We start from the raw sequence: 12936 nt of genomic DNA on the forward strand, positions 1-12936 counted from the left end.
CCCACCTGCTCGGGGCCGCAGTAACGGATCATGCCCACGTTGCCGCTGGCAGCAGCCTTGCTGGAGAGCAGCCCGGCACCATGGTAGAGGGAGGATCCGGTGACCAGGCCGACCACGCCCCGACTGTACTTGGTGTCATTTACCCGAGGCGCTCTCAGGAGACTGGCGCAGTTCTCAGCGCTCATGCAGGAGACGCTGGGGACCAGGGCCGAGGTGTCAAAACCGAAATCAACCAGGACGATTCTGCCGCAGACATAGGCGGCCGGGGGCAGCATCAGGCAGGGTTTCATGGCTCCCATGGTCACGGTCACATCTGCCGGAATGTAGGCACCGGGAAGTGCGCCCTCGTCCACGTCCAAACCGGAGGGGGTATCCACGGCCAGTACCAAGGGCCTATCCTGGCCGGCGGGGTCGTGCCAGGCTGGTCTGTCGGGCAGACCGCTCTCCATGCCCAGTTCTACGGCCAGAGCAGCGGGAATGCCGCGCAACGCCCCCTTGAGGCCGATACCCGTCATGGCATCGATAATCAGATCCGCCTGTCGGCACAGTTCCAAGGCCTGGTCCATCTCCTCGGATGCTTGGTCCGGTCCGGAGGGGGTCTCGCAGCCTGGGATGGCTGCCTGGGGATCCAGGGCCGTGACCACTCCGCCGGCGCGTAGAAGAGCATCCAGCCCACCCTGGTGCAGGCTGCGTCCGGTGGCCACCACAGTCACGTCGGCCCCGTGCCCGGCCAGGTCAGCTGAGGCATAGAGCCCGTCGCCGCCATTGTTGCCGGCCCCTGCCAGCAGGACGATCCTGGCGCCTGCCGGCTCCAGCCCAGCCTGGGTCAGCATGACATCGGCCACGGAGGCCAGGGATCCGGCGGCAATGCGCATCAGAGGCACCCCGTCATCCAAAAACGGCTGCTCCAGGGATCGGATCATGTCGGCTGAATAGGCGCTGGTGGCCAGGGTCCGCCGGGCTTCGCGGCGTTCATCTGGTGACGGCTTCATGGCATCACACCCCTCATTCAAAAGGTCCACGTGCGGCGGCACGGCCGACCACGTGCTGGCTCCACTCTATCCGATGGCCATGTCCTGCAAGCGTTATAAGGTCTGCCTATTTACGAGGGCAGGAAAGGAAATTCATGCAGGGATTCGCAATGCCGAACCCGGGCCAGATTATGGCAGTGGTTTTGACGGTGGTCCTATGTGGCCTGATCGGTTTCGAGCGCGAGTTCCTCAAACACGACGCTGGCATCCGCACCCATATTCTGGTGGGTCTTGGCAGCTGCCTGTTCACCATGGTCTCCCTTTACGGCATCCAAGCCGCTGTAGGCAACTACTCTTGGGATGCCTCCCGAATTGCGGCCGGAGTGGCCTCGGGCATCGGCTTCATCGGTGCCGGGGTCATCTTCTTCAACCACGATTCTGTCAAGGGTCTGACGACGGCCAGTGCCATATGGGTGGCCGCTGCTGTGGGCATGGCCTGCGGGGTCCAGCTCTTCGCCATCGCCATTCTGGCTGTCGTCTTCTACTTCCTGGCCGTTCTGGTCATCGCACCCATCCTCAAGTGGTTCCTGCGCAACCGTCAGAACACAGTTCTGCGCATCGTATACCAAGACGGCCACGGCTGCTTGCGTGAATCCCTGCTGCTGGCCACTCGCATGGGCTTCGAGTCCCGGGTGCTGACCATCCACGAGCTGCACCGGGATGCCTGGAAGGGCGCCGATGTCACCGTCAACCTGTTGGGCAAGGGGGACGTGACCGAGTTAGTCGAATCCATAGGCCAGACTCCAGGGGTCAAAGGGGTTGAGGTCCTGGGGGAGGACGACTGACCCGCTGACGACACAGACGACCCACAGCCATGGGCCAACAGGTGGCTACCTACTCTTCAGCCACCAGATCCAGATAGTCGTCGCTCCAGAGGTCCTCATCACCGTCGGGCATGAGCAGCACCCGTTCAGGGTTGAGCGCCTTGACGGCCCCCTCGTCGTGGGTGACCAGCACAATGGCCCCCTCGTACTTGGCGATGGCCTTGAGTATCTCGTCCCGCGAGGCGGGGTCCAGGTTGTTGGTGGGCTCGTCCAGCAGCAGGACGTTGGCCCGGCTGGTCACCAGGGTGGCCAGGGCCAGGCGGGTCTTCTCGCCGCCCGAAAGAACCTTGGTGGGCTTCATGGCGTCGTCCCCTGAGAAGAGGAAGGAGCCCAGGATGGTCCGCGCCTGAGTGTTGTCCAGGTCCGGGGCCACGTGCTGTAGGTTCTCCAGAACGGTGACATCGTTATCCAGGGTGTCGTGCTCCTGAGCGAAGTAGCCGATCTTGGCCCCATGCCCCAGGGTCACCTTGCCCGTGTCGGGCTGCTCGATGCCGGCCAGCAACCGCAGGGTGGTGGTCTTGCCAGCGCCGTTGTAACCCAGGATGACCACCCGGGAGCCCTTGTCGATGGCCAGGTTGATACCGGCGAAGACAATGTTGGATCCGTAGGCCTTGGACAGGTCCTCGGCCATGATGGGCGTGCGGCCGCAGGGAGCGGGATCCGGGAAGCGCAGGTCGGCCACCTTTTCGGCCTTTTCCGCCTCTTGGGTGTCGGCCAGCAGGCGCTGGGCGCGGCGCATCATGTTCTGGGCGGCCACGGCCTTGGTGGCCTTGGCGTGCAGGCGGATGCCCTGCCGCATCAGGCGGTCGGCCTTCTTCTCGGCCACCTCGCGTTCGCGGCGTCGGCGCTCCTCGTCCACCACCCGCTGGCGCAGGTAGGCCTTCCATCCCATGGTGTACATGTCGATGCAGGAGCGCTGGGCATCCAGATGCCAGATGCGGTTGACGGTCTCGTCAAGCAGCTCGGTGGAGTGGGAGATGATCAGGAAGCCGCCCTCGAACCGGCGCAGGTAGCCTTTAAGCCACTCAATGGAGTCGGCATCCAAATGGTTGGTGGGCTCGTCCAGAATCAGGGTGTCGGCATCGGAGAAGAGGATTCTGGCCAGTTCGACCCGTCGGCGCTGACCGCCGGAGAGGGTACCCAGCGCCTGCTGCAGTGTCTCTTGGCTGAGCCCCAGGCTCTCACCCATGACGATGGCCTGTGATTGGGCCGCATAACCTCCGGCGTTCTCGAAGTCCTGTTGGGCCTTGTCGTAGCGCTTCATGGCCTTTTCCATGATTTTGGGATCCGGATTGGTCATCTCGGTCTCAGCCTTACGCATCCGCTGGATGATGGATGCGATGTCCCTGGCGCTCATGACCCGGTCCAGGGCACTTTGCTCGGAATCACCCGCATGAGTGGACTGGGGCAGGTATCCCAGCTGTCCGGTCACCCGCACCTTGCCGGCCGAGGGGAGCATGTCTCCGGTGATGACCCTGGTCAACGTGGTCTTGCCGGCGCCGTTGCGGCCCACCAGGCCGATGCGGTCGCCTTTGGTCACATGGAAGTCGGTGGCTTGCAGCAGTAGTCGGGCACCTATTCGGATCTCAAGTCCCTGCGCCTCAATAGCCATGCCGCCTCCGACCCCGCTTTCCTTGTGGATTCAAAACTTGCAAGGAATCATGGTAGCAAGAAGCAAGCCCTGCCAGTGCGTCTCGGCTGACGGGGCAATGGATGAGTCGTGGATGAATCAGCGACGGACCAGTCTGAACTTGCTCCAGGGGAAGTAGACCAGGAAGGCGCCCACGGCCGTCAGGGCGATGACCAACACACCCATGGCGGCCGCGAAGGAGAAGATCCTGATGCCGATGCCCAGACATGCCCAGATGACCACCAGGCCGAAGACCCAGTCCTTGCCATGCCTGTTCATCAGATAGGCTACGGCCAGGAGTGCGCCGACCACGATGATGGTGGCAAATCCCTGGACGGCATTGCTGACCTTGTGCCCGGCGACCACCATGTATCCTGCGTTGACCAGGGTGGCCACGCTCAGCCAGCTGGCGTAGATGGACAGGGGAATCCAGTCCAGGGCCTTGGCGGCGGTCGGGGTTCCGGCCTTGGTGGCGTCCCTGCGCACCAGGGCATATAGCATCCAGGCCAGCACAGTCAGAATGAGGATGATGACCAGGGCCCAGAAGTTGCGCTCCATGTGCCACAGAGCCAGCCAGGCGATATTCAGGCAGCAAGTGGCCACAAAGAGCAACCCGCTCAGCGTGAAGGGCAGGAATCCCAGGCGTTTGCGGCTGGGGCCCGCCAGGCAGAAGCGGAAGAGCCATATGGCCAGGGCAATGTAGATGACCCCCCAGATGGCGAAAACATAGCCGGCGGGCATGATCCAGAGGTCGACCTTGCGGGCCAGGCCACCTACGGTCGTGCCATTGAAGTGGTAGACCTCCGCATAACCGTTGAAGCCCACCATTGCCACCCAGGCCACCCAGAGCAGGATGTCCTCGAAGAGCTTCCAGCCGCGACCCTTGGAGGATTCCTGTTCCTTTTCAGGCTGATTCTGCTTTTGATACTGCTCTTTTGCTTGTTCCTGAGCCCGATTTGATCCCTGCGTCGCTTCATTGCTGCTGCGATCAGAGCGACCTTTGCCTCCATTGGCGGTCTCATCAGCACTGGTTTTCCCAGCCGCTGCCTTCTTTGACGAATCATCAGACTGCTTGGCTGCAGTACCCGAAAGCGATGAACCCGAAGCAGACAAGTCTGGAGTTGATGAATCCGAAGCCGACGGATTTGTAGATGCCGAACGTGCATCTGTCGAACTCCGAGTTGCCGATGCAGAGCTCGATTTCGTGGAACCTGCACCTGCTGAATTTTTGGCTGATTGGCTGCCCTGCATGGCAGGGGAGGTACGCTTGGCTCTCTCGACCGGATCCTCCTTGTCGGTCCAGAGTCTACGCGGATTGTCCTTGTCAGTCATGGCACATGCTTCCTCTCCTTGCCGGCCGCAACCGTACTGCCGCCATGGGGATGGCCCCGGGCATGGGCCGACCGGCCTCTGCTTCAACTCTAAATCGGCCAGCCTGTCTCGGTGGTATTGACCACCCGGTCAGGACTGCCGCCGGTGCTAGCCTGAAGCCGAATGCCAGAAAGGGGAGTACAGCATGGCCGAACCTTCACATAGATGCGACTGGGCTCGAGTAGACGACCCGCTCATGCGCAGCTACCACGACCATGAGTGGGGCCGCCCCCTGCATGGCTCCCAGAGGCTCTTCGCTATGCTCTCCTTGGAGATATTCCAGTGCGGGCTCAGCTGGCAGCTGATCCTGCATCGTCGTCAGGCCTTCTTCAAGGATTTCAACAACTTCGATATTCAAGCGGTCGCCGCCTTCGACACCGACCGAATCGACCGTCTCATGGCCGACCCTGCCATCATCCGCAATAGACGCAAGATCGAAGCCACAGTGGCCAATGCCGTCGTGGTCACCAGCCAATTCCCCGGGGAGGAATTCGACCGCTACTGCTGGTCCTTTACCGGTGGGCTGACAATCAACCACGACTACCCGGACGATCCCTCCATACCGCGCTACGACCACCTGTCAGCCATCGTGTGCAAGGACATGCGCGACCTGGGCCTGCGCTTCTTGGGCCCGGTGACCGTCCACTCCTTCCTCCAGGCAGCCGGCATGATCAACGACCACCAGCACGACTGCTTCCTCAACGGTTGCAGCCGCCCGCCTCTGAATTCGCCGGACTTGTCCATCTAAGCCGTCATCGAACACCTGTTCGAATTATTCGGCCCAGGCGATATTATGGTCAGGCTTTGGCCTCAGCCTTGGCCATGGGTCTTCAGGGAAGCGGATGGGAAGCACGTGAAGCAGCAGAAAAAGCCTATGTCGATAGTGGACGCGGCCATCGAAAATCCGCGCATGATCGAATCCAAGGGGTCCCTGGTGGCGGACCTGTCCATGGTGCCCAACGACCGAAAAATCGTCATCCAAGGTGCCCGGGCCCACAACCTTAAGAACGTCAACCTGTCCATACCCCGCAACCGGATGGTGGTCTTCACCGGCCTGTCAGGCTCCGGCAAGTCCTCTCTGGCCTTCGACACCCTCTTCGCAGAGGGACAGCGACGCTACGTGGAGTCCCTTTCCGCCTATGCCCGCCAGTTCCTGGGCCAGATGGACAAGCCCGACGTGGACTTCATCGAGGGCCTGAGCCCGGCGGTCTCCATTGACCAGAAGACCACCAACCGCAACCCCCGGTCCACCGTGGGCACCATCACCGAGGTCTACGACTACCTGCGTCTGCTCTTCGCCAGGACCGGCATTCCCCACTGCCCGGTCTGCGGGGCTGAGGTGCGCGCCCAATCGCCACAGCAGATCGTCGACACCCTCATGTCCAGGTCCGAGGGGACACGCTTCCAGCTGCTGGCCCCCATCGTCAAGGGCCGCAAGGGCGAGTTCGTGGAGACTCTGGAGCTCCTGCGCTCCGACGGCTACTCCCGAGCCATCATCGACGGGGACATGCACCAGCTGTCCGACTCCATCAAGCTGACCAAGCAGAAAAAGCACACCATCGAGGTGGTGGTGGACAGACTGGTCATCCGCGAAGGCATGCGCCAGCGGCTGACCGACTCCGTGGAGACCGCCCTGCGACTAGCCAAGGGCACCGTGGTTGCCGACTTCGTGGATATGGATGCCAAGGATCCGGAGCGCCGCCAGCCCTTCTCCGAGAAGCGGTCCTGCCCCAACGGCCACGAGCTGGAACTGGACGAGATCGAGCCTCGGACCTTTTCCTTCAACGCTCCCTATGGAGCCTGCCCGGCCTGCACCGGCCTGGGGTTCAACCTGGAGATCGACCCGGAGCTGGTAGTGCCCGACCCGGAGAAGAGCCTCAAGGATGGGGCCGTGGAACCCTGGAGCGGCACCAAGAGCCAGCAGCGCTTCTACGGCCACCTGCTGGATGGTCTGGCCAAGGAAATGGGCTTCTCCACCTCGACCCCCTGGAAGGACCTGCCCGAAGAAGTCCGCCATGCTGTCATGTACGGGCACGACTTCAAGGTAGATGTCTCCTACCGGAACCGCTGGGGCCGCCTGCGCGAGTACACCACCGGATTCGAGGGCGTGGTCCGCACCCTGATGCGTCGCCACGACGAGACCGACTCCCAACCCATGAAGCAGTATTACGAGTCATACATGCGCGAGGTGCCTTGCCAGGTCTGCCAAGGCAAGCGCTTGAAACCCGAGGTCCTGGCCGTGACCGTGGACGGTCTGTCCATCGCCCAGGTCTGCGATATGGCCGTATCCGCCAGCCTGAAGTGGGTGGAGGGCCTGCATATGGAGGGCGCCCAGGCCAAGATCGCCGGCGAGGTCCTCAAAGAGATCCGCGCCCGCCTGCGCTTCCTCAACGACGTGGGTCTGAACTACCTGACCCTGTCCCGGGCCGCAGCCACCCTCTCCGGTGGCGAGGCCCAGCGCATCCGTCTGGCTACGCAGATCGGCTCGGGCCTGGTGGGCGTCATGTACGTGCTGGACGAGCCCTCCATCGGCCTGCACCAGCGGGACAATGATCGGCTGATCAAGACCCTGCAGCGGCTGCGCGACCTGGGCAACACACTGATTGTGGTCGAGCATGACGAGGACACCATCCGGCAGGCCGACTGGCTGGTCGACATCGGCCCGGGGGCCGGCGAGCATGGCGGTGAGGTCATCTTCTCCGGGCGCTCGCAGGACCTGGTCAAGGCCTCGCGTTCAATCACCGCAGACTACATTGCCGGTCGTCGTTCCATCGAGGTGCCCAAGCGCCGCCGCAAGACCAACAGGACTCGACAGCTGACCGTGGTAGGGGCTCGGGAAAACAACCTGAAAAACCTCAAGGTCTCCTTCCCGCTGGGGGTCATGACACTGGTCACCGGCGTCTCCGGCTCCGGCAAGTCCACACTGGTCAACTCCATCCTCTATCCGGTCCTGGCCGACCAGCTCAACAACGCCCGCATCGTGCCTGGCAAGCACACCCGGGTGGAGGGCGTGGACCAGGTGCGCAAGGTCATCCATGTGGACCAGAACCCCATCGGTCGCACCCCGCGCTCCAACCCAGCCACCTATACCGGCGTCTGGGACAAGATCCGCCAGCTCTTCGCCAAGACCCCGGAGGCCCAGGTGCGTGGCTATGGTCCCGGCCGCTTCTCCTTCAACGTCAAGGGCGGCCGTTGCGAGACCTGCCACGGTGACGGAACCATCAAGATCGAGATGAACTTCCTGCCCGACGTCTACGTGCAGTGCGAGACCTGCCATGGCAAGCGCTACAACAGGGAGACTTTGGAAGTCACCTACAACGGCAAGACCGTTTCGGACGTGCTGGACATGCCCATCGAGGAGGCCGCCCACTTCTTCAAGGCCTATCCCTCCATCGCCCGCTACCTGGACACCCTGGTGGACGTGGGACTGGGCTACATCCGCTTGGGTCAGCCAGCACCCACCCTGTCCGGAGGCGAGTCCCAGCGGGTCAAGCTGGCCACCGAACTGCAACGCCGTTCCGACGGCAAGACCGTCTACATCCTGGACGAGCCGACCACGGGCCTGCACTTCGAGGATGTCCGTAAGCTGCTCAAGGTCCTTCACGGCCTAGTTGATAAAGGCAACACGGTCATCGTCATCGAGCACAACCTGGACGTGATCAAGACCGCTGACTGGATCATCGACCTTGGACCCGAGGGCGGCGACGGTGGCGGCACAGTGGTGGCCCAAGGGACTCCTGAGCAGGTGGCCGCCAATCCAGACAGCTGGACAGGCAAGTATTTGAAGCCCATGCTGGATTCCGCCAAGGTAGCCAAGGCTGCACGATCATGACCCGCAGCTGCTTCGAGCGTCACACGCCGCAGGTATGGCGACGCACCGCTCAAGCCCTGGAGGAGGAGTCCGCCACTGGCACCACCACCGGCGTCAACAAGAACGGTGCACCCTTACTGGGCGACAGCCGTGACCTCTTCCGCCCCAAAACATCGGACATTCCAGCCCAGCCAGGTGTCTACAAGTGGCGGGATGGCGACGGTCGGGTTATCTATGTGGGCAAGGCCAAGAACCTGCGCAACCGCCTGACCAATTACTTCCAGCCCCTGGAAAACTTGCATCCACGCACCCAGACCATGGTGCTGACGGCCCGGAGTCTGGAGTGGACCGTCGTGGGCACCGACCTGGAGTCCCTGACCCTTGAATACACCTGGATCAAGGAATTCGACCCCCGCTTCAACGTCAAGCTGCGTGACGACAAGACCTACCCCTACCTGGCTGTCTCCATGGGAGAGGAGTTCCCCCGGGTCTGGATGACCCGCGTGCGCAAGCGGCATGACACCCGCTACTTCGGCCCCTACGCCAAGGTCTGGGACATGAAGCACACCCTGGATGCCTTGCTCAAGACCTATCCTGTGCGCACCTGCACTCCCGGCGTCTTCCGCAAGGCCAAGCTCAGCGGCCGCCCCTGCCTGCTGGCCTCCATCGGCAAGTGCTCGGCACCCTGCGTGGGCCGGATCAGCGCAAGCGACCACCGTCGTCTCTGTACGGAGCTGACTGGGGTCATCACCGGCAGGCTGGGCAAGAGCTACCGGGCCAGCCTGACCAGGAGCATGCAGAAGGCCAGTAAGGAGCTGGACTTCGAGAAGGCCGCCCGTCTGCGCGACCAGATCGCCATGCTGGATACGGTCATCGAGCAGAACGCCGTGGCCTTCGCCTCCAACGTGGATGTGGATGTCTTCGGCGTGGCCTCGGACGAACTGGAGGCCTCGGTACACGCTTTCTTCGTGCGCTCTGGAGCCATCCGCGGCGAACGCAACTGGAGCGTGGAGCGGGTCGAGGACGTCTCCGACAGCGAGCTGATCAGCGACCTGCTTGTGCAGGTCTACTCGGACCTGATGAATGAGAACGACAGCGAACTGCACAAGCTACCAACAGAGTCGGACACACCCGTCTCCATCAGCCAGGACAGGGATGCCATGGGCTCCACCCAGAAGGTCACGGCCCTGGATGCCGAAGCCCGGGCCAAGGCCACCAGGAGCCGACACCAGCATCAGGATCAGACCGGACGTGCCGACCTGCTGGCCCCCATTTCTCCAGTGCCTCCCGAAGTCATTGTCCCTATCCAGCCGGATCGGACCGGCGACTTGCAGGAGTGGCTGCGGGAGCTGCGCGGATCCGCAGTGACCATCCGTGTGGCCAGTCGTGGTGAGAAGAAGTCTCTGATGGACCGGGCCAACGCCAACGCCCGCCAGGCCCTGCAGCGCAGCAAGCTCAGTCGTATGAGCGACATGGGCACCCGCACCCAGGCCATGAACGACGTGGCCAAGGCCCTTGGGCTGGACCGCGCTCCGCTGCGCATCGAGTGTTACGACATCTCCAACACCGTGGGTGGCCAGTTCCAGGTGGCCTCCATGGTGGTTTTTGAGGATGCCGTCCCTAAGAAGTCCGAGTACCGTCGATTCGCCATTCGAGGCGAGGACGGCAAGGGCGCTGTGGACGATATGAGCGCCATCTATGAGACTCTGACCCGGCGCTTCCGTCACGGCAACATAGCCGGTGACAGCGGTGACAGTATGGAGGCCGAGCGAAAGGCCAGCGACAAGGCGCCTGAATTGGTGGAGCAGGAGGAGGGGGCCATCGTTCAGCAGAACACCTCCGCCCGCCACTTCGCCTACAAACCCAACCTGATCGTAGTCGATGGCGGCAAGCCTCAGGTAACCGCTGCAGCACGGGCCCTGCACGACTGCGGTGTGGACGATGTGGCCCTCTGCGGGCTGGCTAAGCGACTGGAAGAGGTCTGGGTGCCTAACGATGACTATCCCATCATCCTCAAGCGCCAGTCTGAGGGCATGTACCTGCTGCAGCGCGTGAGGGACGAGTCTCACCGGTTCGCCATTACCTACCACCGTCAGACCCGGCGCAAGGGTGCTCTCCGGTCGGCTCTGGACGAGATTCCGGGCATCGGACCCACCTACCAGAAGAAGTTGCTCAATCACTTTGGATCAGTCAAGCGCATGCGCCAGGCATCACAGGAAGAGCTGGAGGCCGTCAAGGGCATCGGCTCTGCCAAGGCCAAGGCCATCTATCAGACCTTGCATAGTGACCAGGACCAGACCGGGGACAGCCAGCGATAAAATGGCTCAGGAGGCTGGCAAAGAGCCATGCCATGATTTGATTGGTGCGTGATTGCAGATATGAATGGACCTGATCGTCGTTGTGCCGTTCTGGGCGACCCAATCAGCCATTCCCTTTCGCCTCTTTTGCATAGATCAGCCTATGCCGCACTCGGCCTGGACGGCTGGCGCTACGACCGTGTGCGCGTGGATGCTGACGGCTTGGCGGACTTTATCCACGGTCTTGACCCGTCCTGGGCCGGTCTCAGTCTGACCATGCCCTTAAAGAGTGCTGTCGGCGCCTTGGGAGACTTTAGTGATTTCTGGTCTGAGACCCTGAGGGTGGCCAACACAATTGTCTTTGAGCAAGGCGGTCCCGGGAAAAGGCCGTCTCTCTACAACACCGACGTGGAGGGTATCGTAGCCGCCCTGCTGGAGGCTGCCGACCGCTGCCGTGCCGATGAAGACCCTGACGATTTGGCTGCCCTGCTGGAGGCAGCATGTCAAGGGCAACAAGACCAGCTGCCCGACCAACCGTACGGAGGAGCGCGGGCTTTGGTCATCGGCAACGGGAACACAGCCGAGTCCGCCTTCTGCGCCTTGAAGGTGCTGGGGGTCAAGCGTATAGACCTGCTGGCTCGCAACCCGGAGCACTGCGACCACATGCTGGACCTCGCTTCTCGATTGGACCTGCCCGAGCCGACCGTCACCGCCATGGACCAATCTGAGGCAGCCGAAAAGGCTCTGACCGGGGCTGATATTGTCGTCTCCACCCTGCCTTCTGGTGCAGCCGACCCCCTGTCTGATCTACTCAGTACAATTGAGAATCCTGTTGACAAAATTTCCGAGGCAGAGACCGCCAAGGCCGATACTCCTGGGTTCAAGAGTCGTACTAATGCCAAGCCAGCCGATGCCATCGGTGCCGACGAAGGCGGACGCCTGGGCTCGGTCTTGCTCGATGTAGTCTATGAACCCCGGCCCACCCCGCTCATGAAGGCCTTCTGCCGGCAGGCGGGCGCTCGGGCCATCAGCGGTGAACGCATGCTGCTCTATCAAGCCGTGCGTCAGGTGGCACTGATGACCGACCGACCCCTGGCCGCAGTTCCGGCAGCTGCTATGGACCGAGCCTTGAGGGAGGCATGACGATGACGACGCAAAAACCGCCCTTCGCAGGCTTCGAGGTACTGCTGATCACGGGCATGTCCGGCGCAGGCCGCACCCGCGCCGCCGACTCCATGGAGGATATGGGCTGGTATGTGGTCGACAACATGCCCCCACGTCTGCTTGTGCCCCTGGTCGACATGATGACCTCGGCCGGGAGCTCCCTGCACCGCCTTGCTGCCGTCATCGACGTCCGGTCCCGCTCCTATTTCGACGATCTGTCGGCTGTGCTCAGCCATCTGGACGACCTGGGCGTGCGCTGCCGCATCCTCTTTCTGGATGCCTCTGACCAGGTTCTGGTCAAGCGTTATGAGTCCGTCCGCCGACCCCACCCCTTGCAGGGCTCCGGTCGCCTGATCGACGGCATCCACGAGGAGCGCCGCCTACTTGGTGGTCTCAAGGAGCGTGCCGACATGGTCATCGACACCTCCAATCTGAGCATCCATCAGCTCTCTACTCGCCTGTATGAAATGGTTCTGGGCTCCGGCCCGACCACAGTGGGCGTTCACATCATGAGCTTCGGATTCAAGTACGGCTTGCCCATCGATGCCGACTTCGTAGCGGATGTGCGCTTCCTGCCCAACCCCTACTGGGTCCCCGAGCTGCGGGACCTGAACGGCCATGACGGCCCGGTCCGTGACTATGTGATGGCCAGCAAGGGTGCCAAAGAGTTTCTGGATGCCTACACCACCGCCATCTTGACCGCACTCAGCGGCTATGCGCGTGAAGACAAACACTATGTGACCATCGCCTTTGGCTGTACTGGCGGACAGCACCGCTCAGTGGCCATGGCCGACGCTCTGGCCGCCCG

Annotated in this window: 9 protein-coding genes; 6 read left to right on the forward strand and 3 right to left on the reverse strand. The window is 62.4% G+C overall.

Annotated features, from left to right (window positions below; genetic code table 11):
- A partial coding sequence (locus tag AC0AP0_RS04190; RefSeq protein WP_490429469.1) for an NAD(P)H-hydrate epimerase occupies window positions 1-992 on the reverse strand: 992 nt, incomplete at its 3' end.
- 134 nt (window positions 993-1126) lie between these two features.
- On the opposite strand from AC0AP0_RS04190, the gene AC0AP0_RS04195 reads away from it, so the two are divergent.
- A complete protein-coding gene (locus tag AC0AP0_RS04195) occupies window positions 1127-1816 on the forward strand; it encodes an MgtC/SapB family protein (protein ID WP_046322931.1) in 690 nt (229 codons plus the stop codon).
- A 49-nt stretch (window positions 1817-1865) separates the two neighbouring features.
- On the opposite strand, the gene AC0AP0_RS04200 is transcribed toward AC0AP0_RS04195, so the two are convergent.
- Both AC0AP0_RS04200 and AC0AP0_RS04205 read right to left on the reverse strand, forming a co-directional pair.
- Window positions 1866-3467, reverse strand: a complete 1602-nt coding sequence (locus AC0AP0_RS04200; protein WP_046322930.1) for an ABC-F family ATP-binding cassette domain-containing protein — start codon at window positions 3465-3467, stop codon at window positions 1866-1868.
- A gap of 117 nt (window positions 3468-3584) precedes the next feature.
- Window positions 3585-4817: a TspO/MBR family protein gene (locus AC0AP0_RS04205; RefSeq protein ID WP_490429470.1), complete on the reverse strand. Its 1233-nt coding sequence runs from the start codon at window positions 4815-4817 to the stop codon at window positions 3585-3587.
- Window positions 4818-5001: 184 nt separating this feature from the next.
- On the opposite strand from AC0AP0_RS04205, the gene AC0AP0_RS04210 reads away from it, so the two are divergent.
- The 5 genes from AC0AP0_RS04210 to rapZ form a co-directional block, all read left to right on the forward strand.
- Window positions 5002-5604, forward strand: coding sequence for a DNA-3-methyladenine glycosylase I (locus AC0AP0_RS04210; RefSeq protein ID WP_110425257.1), 603 nt, complete (start codon window positions 5002-5004; stop codon window positions 5602-5604).
- Window positions 5605-5730: 126 nt separating this feature from the next.
- The gene (gene uvrA, locus AC0AP0_RS04215; RefSeq protein ID WP_490429473.1) at window positions 5731-8688 is read left to right on the forward strand and encodes an excinuclease ABC subunit UvrA; all 2958 of its coding nucleotides are present in this window, start codon (window positions 5731-5733) and stop codon (window positions 8686-8688) included.
- Window positions 8685-10985: an excinuclease ABC subunit UvrC gene (uvrC, locus tag AC0AP0_RS04220; RefSeq protein WP_490429471.1), complete on the forward strand. Its 2301-nt coding sequence runs from the start codon at window positions 8685-8687 to the stop codon at window positions 10983-10985. Before uvrA ends, uvrC begins: the two co-directional genes overlap by 4 nt.
- A gap of 60 nt (window positions 10986-11045) precedes the next feature.
- A complete protein-coding gene (locus tag AC0AP0_RS04225) occupies window positions 11046-12107 on the forward strand; it encodes a shikimate dehydrogenase family protein (RefSeq protein ID WP_261254322.1) in 1062 nt (353 codons plus the stop codon).
- Between the two features lie 2 nt (window positions 12108-12109).
- Window positions 12110-12936 (forward strand): RNase adapter RapZ (rapZ, locus tag AC0AP0_RS04230; protein WP_490429472.1); only part of this gene is annotated, 827 nt, incomplete at its 3' end.

The organism is Bifidobacterium sp. POST2/T3 (B1), assembly GCF_058197115.1.